Origin of the sequence: Oceanobacillus sojae, assembly GCF_007991515.1 — a bacterium.
GTDB lineage: Bacteria > Bacillota > Bacilli > Bacillales > Amphibacillaceae > Oceanobacillus > Oceanobacillus sojae.
This window is the reverse complement of the sequence record NZ_BJYM01000014.1, coordinates 16,715-39,797: the sequence shown is the minus strand read 5'-3', so window position 1 is coordinate 39,797 and position 23,083 is coordinate 16,715. Positions and strand designations below refer to the sequence as shown.

22 protein-coding genes are annotated in these 23,083 nt (G+C 38.2%); 19 read left to right on the top strand and 3 right to left on the bottom strand.

Annotated elements, in window-relative coordinates; all coding sequences use genetic code 11:
* Positions 1-5 precede the first annotated feature (5 nt).
* On the bottom strand, positions 6-344 hold the full coding sequence (locus tag OSO01_RS16005) for a YjgN family protein (protein ID WP_147211477.1): 339 nt from the start codon (positions 342-344) through the stop codon (positions 6-8).
* Positions 345-652: 308 nt separating this feature from the next.
* On the opposite strand from OSO01_RS16005, the gene OSO01_RS16000 reads away from it, so the two are divergent.
* On the top strand, positions 653-1,414 hold the full coding sequence (locus tag OSO01_RS16000) for an RpnC/YadD family protein (protein ID WP_147211476.1): 762 nt from the start codon (positions 653-655) through the stop codon (positions 1,412-1,414).
* Between the two features lie 64 nt (positions 1,415-1,478).
* Here the strand turns inward: OSO01_RS16000 and OSO01_RS15995 are convergent, their stop codons facing one another.
* Positions 1,479-2,036 (bottom strand): TetR/AcrR family transcriptional regulator, encoded by a 558-nt coding sequence (locus OSO01_RS15995; protein WP_147211475.1) that lies wholly within the window; start codon positions 2,034-2,036, stop codon positions 1,479-1,481.
* Between the two features lie 248 nt (positions 2,037-2,284).
* Here OSO01_RS15995 and OSO01_RS15990 point away from each other — a divergent pair, with 248 nt between their 5' ends.
* The 5 genes from OSO01_RS15990 to OSO01_RS15970 all read left to right on the top strand — a co-directional run bounded on the left by OSO01_RS15990 (position 2,285) and on the right by OSO01_RS15970 (position 6,666).
* Positions 2,285-2,725: a carboxymuconolactone decarboxylase family protein gene (locus OSO01_RS15990; RefSeq protein WP_147211561.1), complete on the top strand. Its 441-nt coding sequence runs from the start codon at positions 2,285-2,287 to the stop codon at positions 2,723-2,725.
* A 122-nt stretch (positions 2,726-2,847) separates the two neighbouring features.
* Positions 2,848-3,654, top strand: a complete 807-nt coding sequence (locus OSO01_RS15985) for a VOC family protein (protein WP_147211474.1) — start codon at positions 2,848-2,850, stop codon at positions 3,652-3,654.
* Between the two features lie 516 nt (positions 3,655-4,170).
* The gene (locus OSO01_RS15980; protein WP_246145188.1) at positions 4,171-4,947 is read left to right on the top strand and encodes an ABC transporter permease subunit; all 777 of its coding nucleotides are present in this window, start codon (positions 4,171-4,173) and stop codon (positions 4,945-4,947) included.
* A gap of 27 nt (positions 4,948-4,974) precedes the next feature.
* The gene (locus OSO01_RS15975) at positions 4,975-5,670 is read left to right on the top strand and encodes an ABC transporter ATP-binding protein (protein ID WP_147211473.1); all 696 of its coding nucleotides are present in this window, start codon (positions 4,975-4,977) and stop codon (positions 5,668-5,670) included.
* A gap of 3 nt (positions 5,671-5,673) precedes the next feature.
* Entirely contained in the window at positions 5,674-6,666 is a 993-nt protein-coding gene (locus tag OSO01_RS15970; protein WP_147211472.1) for an aliphatic sulfonate ABC transporter substrate-binding protein, read from the top strand.
* Positions 6,667-6,852: 186 nt separating this feature from the next.
* Here OSO01_RS15970 and OSO01_RS15965 read toward each other — a convergent pair whose 3' ends face one another.
* Positions 6,853-7,728: a LysR family transcriptional regulator gene (locus OSO01_RS15965; protein WP_147211471.1), complete on the bottom strand. Its 876-nt coding sequence runs from the start codon at positions 7,726-7,728 to the stop codon at positions 6,853-6,855.
* A 129-nt stretch (positions 7,729-7,857) separates the two neighbouring features.
* Between OSO01_RS15965 and OSO01_RS15960 the strand changes: the two genes are divergently transcribed.
* From OSO01_RS15960 to OSO01_RS15900, 13 genes are all read left to right on the top strand, one after another.
* Positions 7,858-8,556, top strand: coding sequence for an L-2-amino-thiazoline-4-carboxylic acid hydrolase (locus OSO01_RS15960; RefSeq protein ID WP_147211470.1), 699 nt, complete (start codon positions 7,858-7,860; stop codon positions 8,554-8,556).
* Between the two features lie 430 nt (positions 8,557-8,986).
* The gene (locus OSO01_RS15955) at positions 8,987-9,478 is read left to right on the top strand and encodes a PTS sugar transporter subunit IIA (RefSeq protein WP_186813685.1); all 492 of its coding nucleotides are present in this window, start codon (positions 8,987-8,989) and stop codon (positions 9,476-9,478) included.
* Positions 9,479-9,562: 84 nt separating this feature from the next.
* Positions 9,563-9,862 carry a PTS sugar transporter subunit IIB gene (locus tag OSO01_RS15950; protein WP_147211468.1) on the top strand — a complete coding sequence of 100 codons (300 nt, stop codon included), beginning with the start codon at positions 9,563-9,565 and terminating at the stop codon, positions 9,860-9,862.
* 30 nt (positions 9,863-9,892) lie between these two features.
* Positions 9,893-11,320 carry a PTS galactitol transporter subunit IIC gene (locus OSO01_RS15945; RefSeq protein WP_147211467.1) on the top strand — a complete coding sequence of 476 codons (1,428 nt, stop codon included), beginning with the start codon at positions 9,893-9,895 and terminating at the stop codon, positions 11,318-11,320.
* A gap of 11 nt (positions 11,321-11,331) precedes the next feature.
* A complete protein-coding gene (locus OSO01_RS15940) occupies positions 11,332-12,384 on the top strand; it encodes a 2-hydroxyacid dehydrogenase (protein WP_147211466.1) in 1,053 nt (350 codons plus the stop codon).
* Positions 12,385-12,443: 59 nt separating this feature from the next.
* Entirely contained in the window at positions 12,444-14,495 is a 2,052-nt protein-coding gene (locus OSO01_RS15935) for a BglG family transcription antiterminator (RefSeq protein ID WP_147211465.1), read from the top strand.
* Positions 14,496-14,522: 27 nt separating this feature from the next.
* Positions 14,523-15,173: an L-fuculose-phosphate aldolase gene (locus tag OSO01_RS15930; protein ID WP_147211464.1), complete on the top strand. Its 651-nt coding sequence runs from the start codon at positions 14,523-14,525 to the stop codon at positions 15,171-15,173.
* Between the two features lie 384 nt (positions 15,174-15,557).
* Positions 15,558-16,364 (top strand): hypothetical protein, encoded by an 807-nt coding sequence (locus OSO01_RS15925; RefSeq protein WP_147211463.1) that lies wholly within the window; start codon positions 15,558-15,560, stop codon positions 16,362-16,364.
* Positions 16,365-16,720: 356 nt separating this feature from the next.
* Positions 16,721-17,731: a TAXI family TRAP transporter solute-binding subunit gene (locus tag OSO01_RS15920; RefSeq protein WP_147211462.1), complete on the top strand. Its 1,011-nt coding sequence runs from the start codon at positions 16,721-16,723 to the stop codon at positions 17,729-17,731.
* Entirely contained in the window at positions 17,731-19,671 is a 1,941-nt protein-coding gene (locus tag OSO01_RS15915; protein ID WP_147211461.1) for a TRAP transporter permease, read from the top strand. Before OSO01_RS15920 ends, OSO01_RS15915 begins: the two co-directional genes overlap by 1 nt.
* Positions 19,672-19,675: 4 nt before the next feature.
* The gene (locus OSO01_RS15910; protein ID WP_147211460.1) at positions 19,676-20,377 is read left to right on the top strand and encodes a FadR/GntR family transcriptional regulator; all 702 of its coding nucleotides are present in this window, start codon (positions 19,676-19,678) and stop codon (positions 20,375-20,377) included.
* 12 nt (positions 20,378-20,389) lie between these two features.
* Positions 20,390-21,796, top strand: coding sequence for an FAD-binding oxidoreductase (locus OSO01_RS15905; protein ID WP_147211459.1), 1,407 nt, complete (start codon positions 20,390-20,392; stop codon positions 21,794-21,796).
* Positions 21,789-23,060, top strand: a complete 1,272-nt coding sequence (locus tag OSO01_RS15900) for a (Fe-S)-binding protein (RefSeq protein WP_147211458.1) — start codon at positions 21,789-21,791, stop codon at positions 23,058-23,060. The genes OSO01_RS15905 and OSO01_RS15900 overlap by 8 nt, the downstream gene beginning before the upstream one ends.
* Positions 23,061-23,083: the final 23 nt, after the last annotated feature.

The following is a 23,083-nucleotide window of genomic DNA, read 5'->3' as shown; positions in this document are numbered from 1 at the left end:
AAAAATTAATTAATAAAATTAGTATGGCGTACTTTCCAATCTTCCAGTTTAATAAACACCCAGAATCCATAGATACCTAATGTGATAATCGTTAAAAGCCACCATTTGATCCAGTTGCCGAAAAGGCCAACAGCTGAACCTGAAAAATGCATCCGTTTGCCATCAATAACTGTATGATTTATTCTCCAACCATAAATCATTGTAATTGACCACGGATAACAAATTCCTAGTGTAAAGACCGTCACTAATGTCCCAAGAATAACCCAGCCAATGAATTGAAGTAATCCACCATCAAAGAAGCTGGTTCTTCCTTTAAATGTTTCTACTCTCTCATTCTCCACCATTAACTCCCTGCTCTCTATGTAAATGATGCTGTATATTCTACCAGAAAATAGAAGGGATTATCGATACTTAATTGTATTGTAGTAGATTTTCTGTGGGAGTATTTGTAAAATAAAGACAATTCAAATGAAGGGAGTGTGCCATTGTTTACAACGCCCATCATTTTAGAAGAAAAAACAGACTGAAGCATGATCGGCTGACGAAAAAGCTGATACAAGAGTTTTTTGAGGAGTTCATCGAAGGCTTTTCCCCCGAACTTTATCCCTATATTGATTTCTCCAAGGTGACATTCCTTGAACAGGAAGTATACTTGGACTACATCAATGGCCGTAAAAAGGAAATAGATATTCTCGCTGAAGTAAAGCTGAATCACCAGGACAAAATCCTCCATATTCACACCGAAGCACAGTCAATTCATGAAGATGATTTCCCCGAAAGAATGTATCTCTATTTTTCTTACCTCTACGCCAAACACCGCAAACCGATTCAACCCATCGCCGTTTTGAGTTATACTAGAGAAAAAGAAGAACCGACTCAATTCCAAATTAATACACCTACACAAAACGTACTTCAATTTAATTTTTTACAATTACATTTAACCAAGAAAAAGTGGAAGGAATATATTCAATCAGACAACCCGGCGGTGGCAGCGTTACTCAGTCAAATGGGCTATGAAGAGCATGAACGTGCTCAGGTAAAGCTAGAATTTCTGCGCATGATTACCCGAATGAAAATAGATCCAGCCAAAACAACATTTTTATATGGATTTTTTGAGACTTATTTGAAGCTAAATAAAGAGGAGGAAGCGCAAATGATGGAGAAAATCGAAAACTTGCCGGAAGAGGAAAAAGAAATGGTACTTCATCTTCCTAATTCATATTTTGAGAAGGGGTTGGAAGAAGGAAAACAAGAAGGAAAGCGGGAAGGGATAGCAGAAGGCAGGAAAGAAGGTATACAAAAACGGAATCAGGAAGTAGCGTTGAAAATGATTGCAAGAGGAATGCCGATCAATGAGATAGCAGAAATCACAGAGCTGAGCAAAGAGGAAATTAAAAATCTTGCTGATAAATAGACGGGTATAGCTGAGCTAAAAAGTGAGCGACTCTAATAAGGAGTAATGCTTGCTTTTTCTTTTCTTATCTAAAAAAGTTAAACCGGCTAATTTCTTCAAAAGCTTTTATCAGATCGTCATAAGAGTGTTTAAAGTCACTATCCACCCATTTCATCAGAATATTCCACATTCCGCCCGCATTAAAAGCTAAAGCAATCTCCATATACGCTTCATTCATGGAGTAGGAAAATTTGTCTTTAGTCAGTCTGTGGATAGATGGTAAATGCTTATTAAAAGCCTTTAATAGCAAGCTGTCTAAATCATTTTTTCTAGTCAGCCGAATAAAGTCTATATGCTCTATCCAAAATGCGACAAAAATTTTGGATACTTTCCCCATGTCCATATTTTCTCCGGCTTCCAGTCTTCGCAGGTACTCCTGAGCCAAGGAATCAAGGTATTGTTCCAGTAAAGCTTGTTTGGAATCGAAATGACGATAAAAGGTACTTCGATCTAAATTTGCTTTTTCAGCAATTTCCTTAATAGAGATTTTATGATATGGCTTTTCTTCCAAAAGAGACAAAAGCGCCTCTATCAGCCATTTCTGGGATCTGATGGCAGAGGGGTTGTTACTTGTATGCGTCATCTTGGCTCACTCCTCTTTGTAAATCCAACAAATAAAGGCGGTTTGTAGGACTTATCGAGATTGTATTGCTAATTCGCTAATGCTAGTATACGATAACCTTAAAAATGCAACAAATGTTGCACTTATTTCAGGAAAAAAGAAGAAGGTTTTCATGGAGACAGGCAGATTTTACAAATATCTAAAAAAGGAGAAAGGGTATGGCAAAACTGATCAGTAAAGGTATTGTAAAAGCAGCGGGAATGATGAAAATGGATAACCGAATCAACTATTTTAAAGTGGACCCGGCAGCATTGGAAACGATTATGGATGCTGAGAAATATGTACGGAAAACCTCCATTGACAGGAAGCTGAAGGAGCTTATTAAAATCAGGGTTTCACAAATTAATGGATGCTCTTATTGCTTGAATATGCATACGAGGGCAGCCAAAAAGTTAAAAGTCTCTGATGAAAAGATAGATATTTTGAAGAATTGGAGAGAAGCAGAGACCTTTACAAAAGAGGAAAAGGCGGCATTGGCATTGGCAGAAAATATGACACTGGTTTCGGAAAACGGTGTCAGTGATGAACTATATGGACAGGTGAGAGAACATTTCAGTGAAAAAGAATATGTGGAACTGGTAATGGTTATTATTCAAATTAATACGTGGAATAGGTTGTCCATTGCGATGGGGAATCATGCTGAGGTATAAGGAAATGAATACAGCATGTAGTACAAGAGGCTAAATGATGAAGAATCTCAGTTCCACTTACTTGATATTTCAATTTATCAGCTGTTTCGTATAAAATGAAATGTAAAAAGGGAGGAAGACAAATGCATTTTCAGTTTGACCACCTTGTTCATTTTGTTGATAGTCCGGAAGAAGCCAGAGAGGCGTTGAAGGAGCTTGGCCTCCATGCTGTTGATGGCGGAAAGCATGATAATGGCGGAACATACAACGCGCTCAGTTATTTTGATTTAAGCTATATCGAGCTGATTGGAGTGTTTGATAAGCATTTAGCTGATCAGCCTGCTGAAAAATACAGCCTGGGGTATACCTTTCAAAAAGATAATTATGCATCAGGTTTATCACGAATTGCATTAAGATCCCGCAATCTTGAGAAGGAAGCTGAACGATTGAAATCACTTGGTCTAGAGGTAATTGGTCCTGTTCCCCTTGGCAGAAAAAGACCAGACGGCAGTATGATAAGCTGGAAGCTGCTATTTGCCGGGGATCCGGAGGAAGAGCTGGCCTTGCCATTCTTTATTGAATGGGAAGAAGCAGACGAAGAGCGCAGGCAAGGCTTAAAAGAGCAAAGAACGATTGCAGCTCATAAACGAGGAGCTCTTTCACTGGCATCTGTCGGAATTGCTTTAAAAGACGCAAAATCTGTAATAGAAAAATGGGCAGCCTATTTGAGTTTGGAGCAGGGAGAATCCTTTACCGATGAAGCTTTATGTGCAACAGGACACCGTTTAAAGCTGGAGGGTGGAGACATTATATTTTATGAACCTGATGGAGAGGGAATTGTTTCTGATACACTGAAGCGAAGAGGAGAGAAACCTTTTATCGTCAATTTTTCAGGAGGAAACATCCAAGAACAAATTGAAGTAAAGAATGCTTTGTACCGGTTTATTTAATTTGCTGCTTTGCCGGCTTAATTTAATATACAGTTTGATATGCATAACGAAGTATAACCTCTCATAGTCAAGGGGTTATTTTCTTTTGGACAGACAATATGAGGATTCGATTTCTATTTTAATTATATAAACAAATAATTTTCTGATTAGTCTTAAATCAAGTATGGATTACTGTCTTTTATTTATTGGAAAAAACCTGTTACATAATATTTTAACGTTTTCTTATCTAAAATATGATACAGTAATATAAATGATATTTCTTAGAAAAATTAATGTTTACAATTCCTAGAGGTAAAGTTATAATTGAGTCGTTATTCATTATATAAACAGATTTTATCGTTTTTTAAAGTATACATATATAGAAAGGATTTACTCTAATTTTTCAGGATTTTAACTAGATTTGAAAATCTGTTTCCATTTTTTCATGAGTTAAAATGAAACAGGGGCAGTGAAGAATAGAAATGGGATGGGGAAGCTTGTTGAAAAGAATAAGATACATATAAGGGGGCACGATCAGTGAAAAAGAATCAATGGTACAATAACCAGATATTTCCTTGGTTATTGCCGATTGTTATTGTGATTTTATGGCAGGTGCTTGGCCAGCTAAATCTAATTAAATCCACTATGCTGCCGACGCCATTTGAGGTGGTTGAAGCAGGAATCCGCTTATTTCAAACAGGAGAACTGCAGGAGAATGTGTACATTAGTACGAAGCGTGCTGTAATCGGCTTTGCGATAGGCGGTGCAATCGGCTTTCTGCTCGGTTTATTTAATGGAACGATTCTGTTTTTTGAAAAATTGACGGATACCTCTATTCAAATGATACGGACTATTCCGCATTTAGCACTTATCCCGCTTGTAATTTTATGGTTTGGGATTGGAGAGAGTGCTAAAATATTTCTTGTTGCAGTCGGAGTTATGTTTCCAATCTATATTAATACATTTAGCGGTATCAAGAATGTAGATCGTAAATTAATTGAGATGGGAAAAGTATATGGTATGTCGAAATGGCAATTGTTCACCAATATCATTTTGCCTGGTGCGATGCCCAATATTCTGGTCGGGATTCGCTATGCGCTCGGAGTAACATGGATTTCTTTAATTGTTGCGGAAACCATTGGTTCTGAAGGCGGGATTGGGTATATGGCGACAACAGCGCGCGAATTTATGCAGATGGATGTTGTTGTGCTGACGATTGTGCTTTATGCTATTTTAGGAAAGCTGTCCGACTTTATTGCGAAACTCTGTGAACAGCGTTTGCTGAAATGGAACCCAGCTTACCGGAAGAATTAACTGACAGGGACAGTTTGGAGGGGTTAGATGTTTGGTATTGAGTTACAAAGTGTAGGGAAAAGTTTTGGTAATAACGTGGTTCTGAGAGACATTAATTTATCCATACCCAAAGGAAGTTTCACAGCGATAGTAGGAAAAAGCGGCTGCGGGAAAAGTACATTGTTAAGAGTGATTGCCGGATTAGAAAATGTGACAAGCGGTTCCTTAGCTTATACGGATGAAGAAGCAAAGAAATCAAATATACGTATTATGTTTCAGGACGACCGTCTTCTCCCCTGGAAAAGTATTTTAAAGAATGTCGCTATTGGCGGCGTGGGTATGAAGGAAGCAGAAGAAGCATTAGAAAAAGTAGGATTAGACGGTAAAAAGGACGCCTGGCCAGATGAATTATCCGGTGGACAGAAGCAGCGTGTAGCACTTGCGAGAGCGTTAGCCAGTAAACCCGATGTTTTATTATTTGATGAACCCTTGGGAGCACTGGATGCGTTAACACGGATGGAGATGCAGCATTTAATAGAAGGACTGTGGCAGGAACAAAAATTTACCTCTATTTTAGTGACGCATGATGTATCTGAAGCAGTACATTTAGCCGACCGGGTTATTGTGCTGGATGAGGGCGGCGTTCAAATGGAGCAGCAAATAGATTTACCTAGGCAGCGAGAACGGGATGAGAAGTTTACAAGCTATGAAAAAAATATACTGGATAAAATCGTAGGGGGATAAAGAATGAAGAAATTACTCTTTGCACTTATTATATTGAGCCTAATAGCTGTAATGACAGCTTGTGGCAATGACTCGGCTTCGGATGCGACTGAGGATGGCGAGACGATTCGGTTAGGCTATCAAAAAGGAAATACAATGAATCTGTTAAAAGCGCGTGGAACCTTAGATGAAGCACTAAATGAAGCCGGATACAATGTGGAATGGAGAGAATTTTCGATGGGCGCACCGCTTATCGAAGCATTAAATACAAATAATATTGATTTTGGTCATTCTTCAGATGTACATAGTGTTCTCATGCAATCCGGAGGGCATAATGTTAATTATGTGGCCTCTGAGTCACCTTACCCAGAAGGTGTTGCATTATTGGCACGGGAAGGCTCTGACATTGAAACGTTAGAAGATTTAAAAGGGAAAGTAGTCGGTGTAACCAATGGCGGGAATCAGCACTATCTTCTATTAGAATCCTTAAAGCAGGCCGGCATCGGCTGGGACGAAGTAGATATGAAGTTTTATAAGGATGCATCAGAAGGTTTAATTGCATTTTCAAATGATGAATTTGATGTTTTTGGAATCTGGGATCCATTCTATGCGATTGTAGAGGATCAAAATGAAACACATATGATTCTTGATGGAACAGACTTAATCGAAAATCGTACTTTCTATTTAGCAAGAGATAATTTTGCTGAAGAACAGCCAGAAGCACTTACCATCATTTTAGAGGAATTAGAAAATATGGATCAGTGGGCAAATGAAGAAAAAAGAGAAGCAGCTGAAATATTGGCAGATGAGTTAGGATTAGAGCCTGAACCGCTGGAGGTTGCGAATGAACGCCGTCATTTCGGTGTGCAAAGGATGACAGAAGAGGTTATTGCGAATCAGCAGCAACTGGCAGATACATTTTATGAAGCCGGATTGATTGATAATGAAATCAGTGTGCAGGAAGCGGTAGATGCATATGGTTTAGATGAATCTGTTTTTCCTGATAATATTGAATAGTTTAGAGAAATAAAAAAGAGGCTGTCAGGGCCTCTTTTTCAATACTTGAAGAAGAATATAGTTATTTATCTTGAAGCGGGCGCAAATAGAGTTGCTTGTTCAAAAATACTGATGGAGCAGGACTTAAGCGCAGTTTTAAGATAAAAGACAATGACATCAGCTGTTAGATTTGCAGCGTGCATCGTTTTACAGATATGATGCAAATGATTTACATATTTCTACAAATTTTACCGGTGCTGGAGAAGGCGAGGTATTTCGTTTATAGGCAATCCCGACTGTTCGTGCATAGTGCTCTGAAAAATTCTTTTGAACAAGCTCTGCTGGTGCATGGCGAAGAATAGACTTTGGAACAATCGAAATGCCCAGGTTTTCCTTTACCATAGTTAAAATAGCTTGATCGACAGATAATTCATATATCACATTCGGATTGATTTTATGCTCTGATAAGATGCGCAGTACATCCCGGTCAATATTCTGTTTCGGCATAATCCAGCGTTCATCCTTTAATTGATGAAGTGTTAGATTCTTTTCATCAGCCAGAGGATGATTTTTTGCCATAATGCATAGAAGCTCATCATCAAAAATAAAATCAAATACTAAATTTTCAGGCGCAGGCTGTGCAATAAATCCAATATCTATCACCCCGTGCTGGAGCCAACTTTCAATTTGATCATAATCTCCCTCCATCAGGCGGATAGTAACATCCGGATACTGCTGTTCGAAATAGGATAATACCTTTGGAAGCAAGACTAAAGATATGCTCGGAAGTACGCCGACTGTTATTGTTCCGCTGATCAGATTTTTTAAATTGGCTACGGTATTTTCAAGCTTCTGCTGTTCCTGCAGTATTTTCAAGATGTGTTCGTAGACGATTTTTCCATTGCTTGTTAAAATGATGTTATTTCTATTCCGGATGATTAAAGGGATATCCAGCTCTGCTTCTAAATTATTCATCGCATGCGTAATCGATGATTGGGTCAGGTTTAGCTTCAACCCGGTTTCGGTAAAGCTTCCTGTTTCAATTAACATATGAAAAGCGAGATATTGGGATAATGTAGGCATAATACACTTCCTTTTATTAATTTTTTTCATAGTTACAAATAAAAATATTCATTAGATTTATAGTTTGTTTTATTTTATAATAGAATGAAAACCAAGTAAATTAATAAGAATTTAAGGGAGATAGATAGGATGAGTGAAGAAAAGCTAATGATGAAAGCTTTGTCAATGGATATTATTACAGCGAAAATGTTTACTGAACTTCATCTCTCAATAACAGAAGCATATGGTGAAGATGAAGGACGGAAGCTTGTGCACAAAGGTTTGGAAGCATTTGGACTGAGAGATGCAGAAACAATGGCGAAAAAAGCTACAGCAGAAGGGCAAAATCACGCCTTTTATGAATATTTACCACAGGTTGTTGAGGGCGAAGAAAAATATGCAGACCTGACGACCTTTGCGCGTTTTTCAAAAATGTTTGCCCAGATCTCCAAACAGGTAGTTGATAAATATGAGGAAGAGGGCGAAGATGTTATTAGACGTGCTGTAGAGCGATACGGCAGAAAGCGCGGAGAGGGTATTGCCCAGCGTGCCCGTTCAAATGGTTTAGAAAATAACTCTGATAATTATTTGAAAAACTATGATATGGCCCGCAGTGAATTATTTGAAGTAGATACGGTGTATAAAGAGAATGAAGTGGAACAAACCTTTACGTATTGCCCATTTGGCCAGCAATGGGCAGACGATGATATGGGGAAATATGGCATTCTTTATTGCCAGGTTATTGATCCTTCTGTAGCGAAAGGCTATAACGAAAATTTTGAAGTAGTACATGATCAATATGTACTGCGTGAAGGGCAATGTCACTTCCAGTTTCAAATGAAGAAGTAAGTTAGGAATAGATGAAGAGAGGCTGAAATAAAGTCCCATCTCAAATGAAAAATAGTGATTTTCCAACGGTGGAGAATCACTATTTTTCTGTAATTGACCTTTGGAAGAAAGCTGATCTCTCTGCTTCTGCTACGAAGCCAAACTTGATACTGATAGAGAGTCCGCCTTAGATGTGACGGGCTTTTTTGCGTGTTTCCCTTTTTATACATCCAAATGATTATGTTACCTCACGATAAAAACTGTGATCAAATGTTCTTTATTATAGAAAGCGATTACAATAAACTGATATTAATATAACATCCCGGTGAATATGGCTAAACAGATTTTGTATTTAGCTGAAGACTGAGCAAGACAAAATCTTTTGCTGAGAAATAGTAAGTCAGCAGCATACAATTCTATGCTGGATGTTGGAAAGGAGGGTATTGGGATAGTGAAAGAAAATGAAATAAATACACTATTTAAAAAAGAACTGATTCGTCTCAATGAAAAGTTTACTTCCCAAGAAGATTTTTTTAAGAAAGTAAGCAAATGGCTGACAAAGAAAGGCTATGTAAAAGATACATTTTATCAGGCTATCTATCATCGTGAACAGGAATCACCTACCGGGTTACATACACCGACTTTCGATGTAGCAATTCCGCACACAGATCCGGAGTATGTTTATGAAGCCTTTATAGCTGTTATTCGGCCAGAACAGCCTATCTCCTTTCGGGAAATGGGAAATTTGCAGGGAGCAACAGAGCCACAGCTATTATTTGTTATCGGCTTTAAAGAAAGCAAAGATCAATTGTCAATTTTACAGAACCTGATGAAGATGTTTCAGGATCAGAAGGTAATGGATTTCTATCTGCGTTCCAATGATACAGAAGAAATTTATACAACAATAAATGAATATTTAAGAACAGCAGCTTACAAGGCTTAAATAAGATGGAAAAGTAAGTTCATCATTAAAAATTAATTTATAGAGGAAGTTCAAATAGAACGCATATCTCAAGGAGGAAGAAAAATGAAGAAATCAATTAACGTATTGTCCGTATGTGGATCAGGAACAGTAACAAGCTCAATGATTGCAGGTAAGGTGACAGATATTTTGAAGGAAAACGGGTATAACGCGAAAACAACAGAAACCAATCCAAATGGTGTGGAATCTGAGCTTTCCAATGGCAGCTGGGATATTATCGTTCATACGAGTCCGCTGAAGTCAACCTACAATGTTCCTTCTATTAATGCAGTCGGCCTTTTAACAGGAATGGATGAGGAAGGATTTATTGAAGAGCTTTTAGACGCTGTATCAAAATTAGAGTAAAAAATATAAAACTGAAAAGGGGAAATGAACATGCAAAATGTTTTGGATACGTTATCGAATATTATGGACGCATTTGGTGCATCCATTGTCGTACCTGTAGTACTTTTTATTATCTGTTTGTTTATGAGACTTCCTGTTAAGAAAGCTTTTCAGTCCGCTTTGAATGCGGGTATTGGTTTAATTGGCTTTAATCTTTTGATTGGTGCATACACTCCGATTGTGACACCTACTGTAGAAAGAATGGTAGAAACAACAGGGATTAATTTAAACATTCTTGATACAGGATGGCAGGCAACCAGTGTTGTTGCATACTCCACAGAAGTAGGAATGATTTTCTTAGGGCTTGGAATCATTCTGCAGACATTATTATTTGTAACCAAATATACGAACATTTTTATGCCATCCGATTTATGGAATAACTATTCCTTTATGCTTTGGGGGTCAATGTTATTTATTGCAACAGGAAATCTGTGGCTGGCTATTCTGTTGATGGTAGTAACAAACCTTTACACATTAGTTTTTGCGGAGCTATTATCAAAAAGATGGTCAACCTACTATGGGTATCCCAGAACAACTATCGTAGCTTCTCACGATGTAGGAGCTCTTCCGCTGGGGCTGGCAATGGATTGGATTTTAACCAAGCTTGGAGCTAATAAGGTGAGATGGAGTCCGGAAAACCTTCAAAATAAATTAGGATTTCTAGGTGAAGCAACAACGTTGGGCTTGGTAATCGGCTTGATTTTAGGTCTTGTTGGTAACTTTACTAATCTGAATACATTGGAAGGCTGGGGAGAAGCCACTATGGTTGGGGTTGCAACAGCAGCAATTATGGCAATTTTCCCACGAATTTCCGGTATTTTTGCATCAGCATTTACCAGTATTACAGATGCTTCTAAGAAAACGGCAAAATCATCTGCAGGCAAAGGACGGGTCTGGTATTTGGGAATTAATGACGCTGCGGGGTATGGAGAATCTGCAACCCTATTAACAGGAATGCTGTTAATTCCGACAATTATTATACTATCCGTAGTTTTACCGGGGAACCAGGCTTTGCCGATGGTCGATTTGATTGCTATACCGTATATGCTGCAGGCAATAGTACCACTATCTAATGGGAATATTTTAAAAGCATTTATTTCAGGTGCTGTTTACTTATCTATTGGTCTATATCTTGTTACTGCTGTAGCTCCAATATTTACAGAAGTAGCAACAAGTGTCGGCGTATCTTTACCTGCCGGAGCAGTAATGATTTTCAGTTTAGCAGTAATGACGAATCATTTGGCAGGATTATTATTCCTGCTCTTTCTGACACAAAATCCAGTCTGGGTTATTTTATCGATTGCTGTTTATGTTGTTTTATATATTGTAGTCCGCCTGAAAAAAGAAGCTATTCAAACCTATATGGAACGTCAAGCATTGGGAGATGAATTTGAGGAGCAGAAGGCAATTAATTCATAGAGGTGATCAAAGTGAAAAAAATAATTGTTGTTGGTGATGCGCTTGTCAGCAGTGAGACACTGGAAGATGCAGCATATCAATTAGATTTAGATGAACCTGTCGAAGTAAAGCGATTTGAATGGTACTCCAATTTACAAAAAGAGCAGTTTCAGGAAAAGATACTTCAGATTGAGACAGGAGGGTCAGAAGCTGTCGATATACCTGAAGGCATCCTGGAGGAGATACCGACAGCTGATTATCTTTTAGTCCATATTGCGCCAATATCTGAGGAAATGATTCAAGCAGCTGAAAAACTAAAATTTATTGGAACCTGCCGCGGAGGATTAGAGCATATCCATTTAGAAGCATGCGACCGCAAGCAAATACCGGTAATCCATGTTATTCGCAATGCAGAGCCTGTTGCCGATTTCACTCTCGGTCTGATGCTGGCAGAAACCAGAAATATTGCCCGTTCCCATCATTATATAAAACAAGGGAAGTGGGTCAAGGCTTTTGCGAATGATCCTTATAAAAAAACACTCAGCCAGCATACAGTAGGATTGTTAGGGCTGGGATATATAGGGAAGCTGGTATTAAAAAGGTTAAATGGGTTAGGGGTAAATGTGATAGCTTACGATCCTTATGTTGATGCAGAGAAATTAAAGAGAGAAGATTTGCGGGCGAAATTAGTAGGGCTAGAGGATTTATTCCGTCAATCAGATATCCTCTCCATACACGCCAGGCTGACAGATGAAACCGAAAATCTTGTTAACAAATCTTACCTGCAGTTAATGAAGCCAAGCAGTTATATAATTAATAGTGCCAGGGCGGGTCTGGTTAATAGAGAAGACTTGCTGAATGTGTTGAAAGAGGGAGCAATTGCCGGAGCTGCATTGGACGTGGCCTGGACGGAGCCCCTTGAAGAAAACGATGATTTCTTAAGTCTGGAAAATGTAACGATGACTTCGCATATTGCTGGAGATACAGTGGATGCAATTCCAAGATCTCCTTATTTATTAAGGGATGTATTAAATGATTACTTGAAAAAAGGAATGAGTGACATGCTGGTCAATTTAAAGGAATAAATCTGTTGGAAGACTGCTTAAGAATGAAATGAAGTGCGATAGATAAAGGAGCATATAAAATGGATAAAAGAGTAAGGAAACTACTCAACGATATTGTATATCAACCAGGGGTTTCAATGAAGGAGCTTTCGATTAAACATCATCTCAGTCTTGCCCAAATTGAATACGCTATAAAAAAAGCAAACCAATTGTTAAAAGAATATCAATTTAAAGAAATACAACGAATAAATAACCATTTGTATGCTGCTATATCACAAGAAGAATATGCAAAAATGATGAAGCAGAAAAGTGAGAGCTTAAACGACTATTTTTATGAAGTAGACAGACAAAATATGATTTTACTGATGCTGCTCCTGGAAAGAGATATTTCATTAATATCTCTTTCGCTTGAATTGGGAGTAAGCAAAAATACCATTCTCAAGGATTTAAAAGAGGTTGAATTAACACTGAAGCCTTATCGGTTATCACTGATTTATACACGAAAAGCAGGATACGTGATTAAAGGGCCAGAAATAAGAATACGTCAGTTTATGTTGGAGTTAATTAACCATTATGATTTTAATGATGGATGGTTTCACAAATTTATTAATCTGACTAACGATAAGAAATCCTTTTTTGCTGCCCTTTTTGAGGAAATAGAAAGAGAATTAAAAGTCCGCTTTTCCGATGAAACGATAGAAAAGCTTCCTATTATCATCACATTGATGCGAAGACGTGTATTAAATGATTCTCCGTTATCTATGAGAGATATGCCGGATTTAGAAATGCTGTGGAAAGAAAATGCCTATAAATCTGTAAGTAATATATTGCATGAAAACGGGCTTACTGAATCACTGAATAAGTATGATATTTCTTTCATGGTGATACAGATCCTGGGTGGGAATCTATTATTAAGTAATAGCAAACTGCAGGAAAACAGCTTGTATTTTCAAGCTATCCAAAAAATGGTACATCGTTTTGAGAGTATGATGACGGCTACTTTGGCGGAGAAAGAGGACTTATACCAGAAGCTTTATCAGCATCTTATTCCAGCGATGTACCGGATAAAATACGGTGTCCCTTTGACAAATCCAATTGCAGATCAAGTTAAAGAGAAATATGGATTTATTCACAGCATTATACAGAAAGCAATTGAACCTGTGGAAGAAGTAATGGGATGCAGATACAGTCAAGATGAATTAGTTTATATCACCATGCTGTTTGTAGGTGCTTTTTCTCATTCTAATCAGAAGCAGGGAGAAAGGTTAAGAGCAATTGTCCTTTGCGAAAACGGTGTTTCTATCTCTTATTTACTTACCAATGAATTAAAGAAGCTATTTCCCGAGATAACATTTGAACGCTATATGTCAAAAAGGGCATTTTTAGAAGAAAACATAAAGGTAGACTTGATTTTTTCAACAATTTATATGCCTTTGGATATCCCCTGCTTTCAGGTCACACCATTCTTAAGCGATGAGCAAAAGCAAAACCTTCGCCATCGGGTCTTCTATCAAATGGAAGGAATGACGAATAAGCAGATTACAACATCGACGCTTATGAATATTATTAAGCAGCACGCAGATATCAGGGATTATGACAAATTAAAACAAGATATACAGAAATATATTTTAGAGGTGGAGACAAATCCGGTAAATGACATGCCGTTTTCTTATTCTTCGGATCCACAGCTGTGTGATTTGATTACAGAGAACACGATACAAATTGCAACAGAGCCGCTTCAATTTGAAGAAGCTATCCGGAAGACTGCAGAACCATTAATTGATCAGCAATTAATCAGCCCCAAATATGTTGACCGGGTGTTAACGAATTATAAAAATGCAGAATCTTATTTTGTTATTAGTCAGAATGTTGCGATTCCCCATGTAGCAAATGAAGGAGATGTTTTTAAACTAGGAATGAGTTTACTGAAGCTGGATGAGCCTATTTATTTTGCGAATGAAGGACACTGGATTCAAATTGTTATTCTCATTGCTCCCTTTGATAAAGAGCAGCATATGGATGCGATAGCGGAGCTGCACCAGTTGGTTTTAAATCAGTCAAATGTAGAAAGAATCATTGCTGCCGAAACGAAAAGTGAAATCATCGATTGTTTATATAAATTACCTCACTAAATTTTACGAAGAAAGGAAGGTTATTGTATGCTATTAAAAGAAGAAAGAGAGCAGATTGTAGCGTATGGAAAGAAGTTGATAGAAAGTGGATTGACGACAGGAACAGGCGGTAATATCAGTATTTATCATCCAGAGGAAGATTTAATGGCGATCAGTCCAAGCGGAATTGATTATTTTCAAACAAAGCCTGAAGACATTGTGGTGACAAAATTATCAGGAGAGACCGTTGATGGAGACCGGAAACCATCCAGTGAATTGGATATGCATCGGATCTTTTATCAAAGGAGAAAAGATATTCGGGCAGTTGTCCACACGCATTCCACATATAGCACAACATTAGCAACCCTGCGCTGGGATTTGCCGGCCTCTAATTATTATCTGGCTATTGCTGGTGGTAACAATGTTAAATGTGCTGATTATGCATCATTTGGAACCTGGGATCTTGCGGAGAAGGCTTATGAAGCAATGCAAAGCAGATATGCCTGTTTTTTAGCAAATCATGGTCTATTAACTGGAGCTATCGATCTGCCTAATGCTTTTTCCATTGCGGAAGAGATTGAGCGTTGTGCGGAAACCTATTATCGTGCAAAATCGATTGGAGAACCAGTGCTGTTAAGTGATGAAGAGATGGAATTTATGCTGGAAAAGTTTCAGACTTATGGTCAGGTGAAAGCTTAAATTATAAAAAAAGATAAGCTGATAAAATGAAAAATAATAATCTCTTTCATGCTTTATATAATAGGTAATGAAAGGGGTTATTTTTTCTTAGCGATGGTAGAGAGGAGTGCTATTTAAAAGCAGAGAATAAATATGTAGTAAAATAAGATTAATTTTTATTTTAGTTCACAGGACTTTTGATGTGTTATTTCGAAGTATAAAACTTACGGCCTGTTTTTTGTCATATACCCTCTTTTCTTCCCTTTTCGCCTGTTTTTGGGTTTGAAAATTTTTAATTTATGCTAAGGTAATCTTATATACTGTAATAACAATCATGATAAAGGATTAAAGGCTTTTTCATCATGATTTATTTAATAGTATAAATTAAAAACATGAGGTGATAGGATGGAGAAAGATGATAAGAAGCAGGACAAAAAGGCAGAAGAGGAAAATGCTCAGTCAACGCCTAATGAAGAAAAGGTGAATGAGGAGATTGATCAGGCAGAAGTTTTTAATGAGGGTGCCCCTGATCAAGCCGAAACAAATGATATACATGCAGACCAGAGTCAGCAGGGAGAAGCACAGAGCAGCGCAACTGTAACTGAACAACCCAAAAAAGAAAAAACTTCCCAATTTGATTTTCAGGAAAGCTTTAGTGAAACAAAAGGTATTGCATTAGGCGCGATATTAAGGCCGGGTGCTCTTATTCACTCCAGCCGGGCAATCAAAGTAGAAACAAGTGTCATTATCTTCGCTCTATTAGCTGTACTTATCAGTGTTTGTCATTATTTATTTTATAAATATGGATTTGACGGAGCTCTCTCTTATTTTAGCGATATTAATTTCACATTTTTTCTAAAAACGTTTGTATCCTGGCTTATTACATTTGCTATCGGTTATTTCTCACTTTACATTTTACTGAAACATTTTGGAAACCGGTCGATGGAGCATAAAGATTTACTGACGAAGTATGCGATTGTCAATATTCCATATGTTCTTGTCTTTTGTTTAGTAACATTATTTTTCGGGTTAGTACTTATTGATTTATTTATCGTGACATACGTGTTCTCATTATTATTATTTGGATTTATACATGTTTATTTATTTTTAGCACTAATGGAAAAATCCCGTTATGATATTTTCTGGACGCTGGCAGTGTATCAGCTGGTGCTTATCGCAGCGTCGTATTACTTAGTTGGTATGGACTTTTGAAGGATTTTAATAAATTATCGTGCAAATACCAGAGCAGTCTCAGGATTGCTCTGGTATTTTGTTTGTCTATGAATAAAGTCTTTATCTAAGAAGGCTTTCTTTTCACAAGAATTTTTCTTTATTCATTGCTGTTGTTTCTTTCTATATAAGTAGTAAATATTCCTTGATTTCTATTATCGTAAAGCAGGGCAGCAGCCATTATTGGCCAATGACTGGGTAAATTATTAAAAATAGACTATCATCTCAAATTTTAAAATATTTATCAGAATTTTACATAAAAGTATTGTCACAGAATGTTCAATGTTGTAATATTGTATTACAAGTTAACTTGAAAGCGCATACAAAGAGGTGTTTGAATGAAGGGCAGTAAGATATTTTTATTTGCAGTACTTATTTTTACCTTTGTTTTATCCGGATGTAATTTTGAGAAGAAAGAAATTTACAACATAGCAACAGGAACTACTGGAGGTACATATTATCCGATTGGTGTTGGAATGGGGCAGCTTTGGACAGAACATTACCGGGATGAGAACATAAAATTTAATGGGCAGGCATCGGCGGGTTCTGTAGAGAATATTGATTTACTCCGAAACGGAGAAGCTGATTTTGCTATACTCCAGGGGTTGCTCTCTACACAGGCGGCAGAAGGAAGCGGTATTTATGAAGGAAATCAGTATGAGGAGCTTCGTGCTGTAGGGATGATTTGGCCAAATGTAGAACACTTTGTATTAATGGAGAATTTCGTAGAGTCAGGTGATATCTCTGATATCGATGGGAGGTCATTCTCTGTCGGCCCTCAGGCAAGTGGAACAGAGCAGTCTACAGTAACAATGATGGAGGGTATAGGACTTGATAAAAGTGATATTAGAACAGAATACCTTGGATATGACGATACCATTTCTTCAATGAGAGATGGCAGGCTAAATGGCGGCTCTCTTCCGGCAGGTGTGCCGGTGTCTGCAATTACAGATATGTATGCAAGTGGATTGAATGCAGCCATTTTAGATGTTACTGATGAACAAATGGCTGATATTAATGGCATCGTCAATACCTGGTACCGCTATACAATTGAAGCAGGTACCTATCCAAGGCAGGAAGAAGATATAGAAACAATTGCCCAGCCTAATGTATTAGTGACAACCTCGGACATGGATGAAGAATTAGTTTATAACTTAACAAAAATACTATTTGAAAATCGTGAATACATGATTAACATTCATAATTCAGCCCGGGAAATGCAGGTGGAGACAGCATTGGAAGGTTTGAATACTCCGCTTCATCCTGGTACTTACCGCTATTTTGAAGAACAGGGTGTAGAGATTGAAGATCATCTTAAGCCAGAAGAGTTAAGGGAGGAGGGGAATTAATGGGGAACGCGCAGGCAAAAAAGGTAGATGTAGAAAAAAGCTTAAAAGAAGAGCCGGTTATAGACCGTAAATCATTGCGTAACAAAATCATTGCTATTGTCGGGATTATATTGTCTATCTTTGTTTTGCTGACATCCAGCTATTTAAACATTCAGGAGTTTTATAGAAATACCCTATTTTTAATTTTAATTTTTGTCATGGGTTTTTTACTGCATCCATCAAACAAAAATAAGACCGGGAAAATATCATCGATTGATGTTATTATGATTTTCCTTTCAATTATTTCAATTGGCTACATTACCGTAACATACACAAATCTCCATGTAGACCGGCTTTCGCAGGCGAATACAATAGATTACGTATTTGCAGTTTTATGTATTTTGATATTGTTTGAGATAACACGGCGATCTATTGGCTGGTTTATTCCGATTTTAAGTGTCTTAGCTTTGCTTTATGGGGTCTATGGTGCATATTTCCCTATTGATTTTGCTCATTCAGGCTTTACATTCGAAAGGCTGCTATACCGGATTTACATGACATCTGACGGGATTTTTGGCAGTACGTTATCCATTGCTTCTACTTATATAGTATTGTTTATCTTATTTGGTTCATTCCTTACAGTGAGCGGTGCAAGTAATTTGTTTAATGATTTGGCGCTGGCGATTGCCGGGCAGCGTCGGGGCGGTCCTGCACAGGTTGCTGTTATTACAAGTGCGCTGACAGGATCATTAAACGGAAGTGCTGTAGCCAATGTGGCAACAACGGGTGCGTTTACCATCCCGTTAATGAAAAGTATCGGGCTAAAGCCAAGATTTGCTGGTGGAGTAGAAGCTGCTGCTTCTACTGGGGGCATGCTGATGCCGCCTATTATGGGAGCTGCTGCATTTATTATGGCAGGGTTTTTGGGGATTCCTTATACAGCAATTGTTTTAGCCAGTATTCTGCCATCCCTGCTATATTTTATTGCCTTAGTATTTGCAATTGACACAGAGGCGAAGAAGCTTGGGTTGAAAGGTATCAGCAAAGACAATATTCCAGATATCAAGAAAGTGTTATTGGAAAGAGGAGCATTACTTCTGCCTATTGTTGTTGTCATGGGAGTGCTTCTATTAGGAAGAACAGCAATTTTTGCCGGGTTTGCCGGAATTATTGCTACAATTGTTACTTCTTATTTAACCAAGGATAAAACGAACAGAATTACTATCTCTAAGTTTTTTGAAGCACTTGTCGACGGAGCTAAAAACTCGGTCCAAGTTGCTATCGCTTGTGCTTCTGTAGGTATTATTATCGCCGTTGTATCCATGAGTGGTGTAGGTTCCATGCTTGCTTATAATGTAGCAGACCTTGCAGGAGGAAATCTGTTTATTATATTAATGCTGGTTATGATTACTTGTATTGTACTCAGCTTGGGATTACCATCGACGGCTTTATACATTGTGGTAGCAGTAACAGCTGCTCCAGCACTTGTTCAGGTAGGAGTCAATCCGTTAGCAGCTCACTTTTTTGTGTTTTATTATGGTGCAATGTCTAATGTGACCCCTCCTGTAGCTTTGGCTGCATATACCGGGGCTGGAATTGCGAAAGCGAATCCGATGCAAACAGCCTGGACAGCCTTACGTTTGGCATTACCTGGTTTTATTATTCCAATTATTATTGCGTATGATCCAATCCTGCTGTTACAGACGGATGACGGCCCAATTAATTACTTTGTATTAGCACAGGCATTTATATCTGCTGTTATTGGTGTCTATGCACTCGCGGTTGGATTCGGCAACTATATTCGAGTAAAATTAAATATAGTAGAAAGAATCTTATTAATTGGAGTAGCCTTCTTATTGATTTCAACGAATCAATTATTAGACATTATTGGATTAGCATTATTTGCATTAGTTCTTACTTTCCATTTTATAAGAAGCAGGCGGCTCTTGGAGGCAGGATGATGGAATGAAACCGTTTAAAAAAGAAAAGTTATCTGATATTATTTTTTCCCAGTTAGAAAATATGATCAAAACCGGCGAATACTCAGAAGGACAAAAGCTGCCTTCTGAGAATGAACTGGCAAAATATTTTGATGTCAGCAGAGTCCCAATTCGTGAAGCAATCAGTAAGCTGGTCTCTGTAGGATATGTAGAGTCTATGCAGGGAAAAGGGAGCTATGTCAAGCGTCTGGATGCAGCAGATGAATTTAAGGCGTATACGTATGGCGAATTTACAAAAAAAGAGTTGTTTGATCTTTTGGAAATGAGAGCACTGCTGGAAGTAGAAGCAACGGGATTCAGTGCAGCGAGACGGACGCCAAAAGCACTTCTGGAAATTGAGCTGGCGCTGAAGGATTTTGAAGAAATTACAAGTAATGAATATTCGATTGGGTTAAAGGCCGATTATAATTTTCATAAAGCAATTATTCAATCGACAGAAAATAATTATATTATCCAAACCTTTCAAAACTTAGAGCGTGTGCACAGAAATGCTTTGGAGTATTCACTGAAGCTTAATGTAGGTAAACCCAGAAAAAGAGAAGAAGTTTATAGTGAGCATGAGCGTATCTATCTGGCAATAAAATCTCAAAATGCAGCCGAAGCAAAAGAAGCAATGAGATTACATCTGCAAAACATGCGCAGGAAATTAGGTGACGACAGAATATAGGTGGGTTTAGTGATGAAAGAAAAAATAATAGAAAAATTATCGGAAATCGTAGGAGACCGGCTGCTGACAGATATTGATGAGCGTGTGTCCTATGGGTATGATGCATCCTTTGGCCAATATATGCCTGACTATGTTGTTCAGGTGATGTCGGCGGAAGAAGTGCGGGAAATCATCCAATTGGCTAATACTTATGAAATCCCTATTTATCCTAGAGGAGCGAGTACAAGTCTTTCTGGAGGGCCGTTGCCTGTACATGCCGGGATTGTGATGGATTTTTCACAATGGAATCAATATCTGGAAATATTCCCGGATGATTTATTAATTAAAGCAAGTCCTGGTGTGAAAACAGGAGATATTCATCAACTAGCGGAGGAGCATAATTTAATGTACCCTCCCGATCCTTCCTCTTCTTCTATCTGTACAATTGGAGGGAATTTAGCAGAAAATGCAGGTGGCCCCCGCGGTGTAAAGTATGGTGTGACAAAGGACTTTGTATTAGGTCTGGAAGTTGTTACTGCTGAGGGAGAGATCATTCGCACAGGGGGGAACACTGTAAAAAATGTAACTGGCTATGACTTAACGAAGCTGTTAATAGGCTCAGAGGGGACGCTTGGCATTATTACAGAAGCAACATTAAGACTGATTCCGAAGCCTATGGATACGAAAACAGCAATGGTTATATTTGATGACTTATATACAGCAGGGAAATCTATTTCCAAGATATTAACATCTGGTGTAAGACCATCTAAAATGGAAATCCTTGATCAGAATGCGATAAATAAAGTGGAAGACTACGCCAGGCTTCATTTACCTAGAACAGCTGCAGCAATCCTGCTTGTGGAAGTGGACGGAGATCCAGATGCGCTGACAAAGGAATTAAATGTTATTCAGCGTGCACTTTTAGAAATTGAAGTAGATAATGTGCAGATTGCGAAAACCAAAGAGGAAGAAGCAAGGCTATGGCAAGTGAGGAAACTAGTTTCACCTGCAATTGTCCAAAGCGGTTATACCAAAATATCAGAGGATGCCACTGTTCCCCTTAGCAAGATTCCGGACATGTTTCGGAAAATTGATGAAGTGAAGAAAAAGTATAATCTGAATATTGTTGTATTTGGACATGCGGGAGACGGCAACCTTCATCCAACAATTAATACCAATATGCGGGATGCAGAAGAAGTTTCCAAGGTGGAAGATGCAGTAGAAGAAATTTTTCGTTATGCGATTGAATTAGGCGGAACGTTATCGGGTGAGCATGGAATCGGGACGATGAAAAAACCTTTCTTCCCTGTAGAAGTTGGAGAAGCAGGTATGCTGTTTCAAAAGGCAATTAAACAAGCACTTGATCCGAAGAATATCTTGAATCCAGGAAAAATATTCCCGGAAGCGGGAGAGAAAAGGTTAGTGTTAAAAAATGACTGAAACATTGATTGAAAAGTTAGATTATCAGGCGACTTTTGACTGTGTGCAATGCGGCTATTGCCTGCCTGCATGTCCTACTTATCTGGCTTTCAAAAAGGAAAAGCATTCTCCAAGAGGCCGTATCAATTTGGTGAAGATGGCTGCCGAGGGGAAGATTGGTATAGAGGATATGCGGGAAGGTATCGATTTATGTCTGGGCTGCCGGGCCTGTGAGACAGTCTGCCCAACGAATGTCCGCTATGGAGACATCCTGATGTCAGCAGTCGAGGTATTGAAAGATAATAAAAAAATGGGGATCTTTGAAAAGGGTGTAAGAAGGGCTGCATTTAAAGTGGTTCTTAAGAACAAACAGATTCTGAGACTGGTAAACAAAGGATTATATGCCTATCAAATTTCAGGAGTGAAACGTCTGATTAATCGTCGTAATCTTCTGAATCCAATGGAGAAATATCGTGATCTAAATAAAGCAATGCCAGATGTACGGTTGAGCAGACGTTTGAAGAATCCGCCCAATCCATTTAGAAAATCGGCAATTCAGGTCGGTTTCTTTCAAGGCTGTATTATGGATGTATTTTTCAATCGTATTAATGATTTGGCTGTCAAAATATTGAGCAGACACGGAATGGAAGTGACGAACATTCCATCGCAAGCATGCTGTGGTGCCCTGCAGCATCATGCAGGCGAGCATAATCAGACAGTAGAGCTGGCGAAGAAAAATATTGAAGCGTATGAAGCATATGACTTTGATTATATTGTAAATACGATTGGTGGATGCGGAGCGACGTTAAAAGAATATCCTAAGCTATTCAAGGAAGGTACAGAGTGGCACCGACGGGCGGTAAATTTTACGGCAAAGATTAGAGACATTTCCGAGATGATGGCAATAGTGGATTTGAATTTTCAATATGAAGTTTCTAAGAATGCCATATTTCAGCCGTCATGTCATTTGGAAAATGTTCAGCAGGTGTTTGAGGATCCGTTAAAAATAATTAAAAGCATTCCTGGCTTAAACTATATAGAGCTAAAGGATAAAGCGCTCTGTTGCGGATCAGCAGGAATTTATAATATCCTGCACTTCGAGGAATCCATGCAAATTTTAGATATGAAGATGAAAAATGTCAAAGTGGCAAGGCCCGAATTAATTATTACTTCCAATCCCGGCTGTCATATTCAAATGCAGTTAGGTGTAGAACGAGAGGGCTTATCTGATGAAATTTCCGTAAAGCATATTGTGGAAGTGGTTGCGGAGGCTTGTGGTATTTAAAAATTGGCAAAAGACAGGAGGGG

Excerpts from the sequence above, each read along its gene's own strand:
- OSO01_RS16005 (WP_147211477.1), bottom strand. The coding sequence starts at position 344 with ATGGTGGAGAATGAGAGAGTAGAAACATTTAAAGGAAGAACCAGCTTC.
- OSO01_RS15995 (WP_147211475.1), bottom strand. The coding sequence starts at position 2,036 with ATGACGCATACAAGTAACAACCCCTCTGCCATCAGATCCCAGAAATGG.
- OSO01_RS15990 (WP_147211561.1), top strand. The coding sequence starts at position 2,285 with ATGGATAACCGAATCAACTATTTTAAAGTGGACCCGGCAGCATTGGAA.
- OSO01_RS15985 (WP_147211474.1), top strand. The coding sequence starts at position 2,848 with ATGCATTTTCAGTTTGACCACCTTGTTCATTTTGTTGATAGTCCGGAA.
- OSO01_RS15975 (WP_147211473.1), top strand. The coding sequence starts at position 4,975 with ATGTTTGGTATTGAGTTACAAAGTGTAGGGAAAAGTTTTGGTAATAAC.
- OSO01_RS15970 (WP_147211472.1), top strand. The coding sequence starts at position 5,674 with ATGAAGAAATTACTCTTTGCACTTATTATATTGAGCCTAATAGCTGTA.
- OSO01_RS15965 (WP_147211471.1), bottom strand. The coding sequence starts at position 7,728 with ATGCCTACATTATCCCAATATCTCGCTTTTCATATGTTAATTGAAACA.
- OSO01_RS15960 (WP_147211470.1), top strand. The coding sequence starts at position 7,858 with ATGAGTGAAGAAAAGCTAATGATGAAAGCTTTGTCAATGGATATTATT.
- OSO01_RS15950 (WP_147211468.1), top strand. The coding sequence starts at position 9,563 with ATGAAGAAATCAATTAACGTATTGTCCGTATGTGGATCAGGAACAGTA.
- OSO01_RS15945 (WP_147211467.1), top strand. The coding sequence starts at position 9,893 with ATGCAAAATGTTTTGGATACGTTATCGAATATTATGGACGCATTTGGT.
- OSO01_RS15935 (WP_147211465.1), top strand. The coding sequence starts at position 12,444 with ATGGATAAAAGAGTAAGGAAACTACTCAACGATATTGTATATCAACCA.
- OSO01_RS15930 (WP_147211464.1), top strand. The coding sequence starts at position 14,523 with ATGCTATTAAAAGAAGAAAGAGAGCAGATTGTAGCGTATGGAAAGAAG.
- OSO01_RS15925 (WP_147211463.1), top strand. The coding sequence starts at position 15,558 with ATGGAGAAAGATGATAAGAAGCAGGACAAAAAGGCAGAAGAGGAAAAT.
- OSO01_RS15920 (WP_147211462.1), top strand. The coding sequence starts at position 16,721 with ATGAAGGGCAGTAAGATATTTTTATTTGCAGTACTTATTTTTACCTTT.
- OSO01_RS15915 (WP_147211461.1), top strand. The coding sequence starts at position 17,731 with ATGGGGAACGCGCAGGCAAAAAAGGTAGATGTAGAAAAAAGCTTAAAA.
- OSO01_RS15910 (WP_147211460.1), top strand. The coding sequence starts at position 19,676 with ATGAAACCGTTTAAAAAAGAAAAGTTATCTGATATTATTTTTTCCCAG.
- OSO01_RS15905 (WP_147211459.1), top strand. The coding sequence starts at position 20,390 with ATGAAAGAAAAAATAATAGAAAAATTATCGGAAATCGTAGGAGACCGG.
- OSO01_RS15900 (WP_147211458.1), top strand. The coding sequence starts at position 21,789 with ATGACTGAAACATTGATTGAAAAGTTAGATTATCAGGCGACTTTTGAC.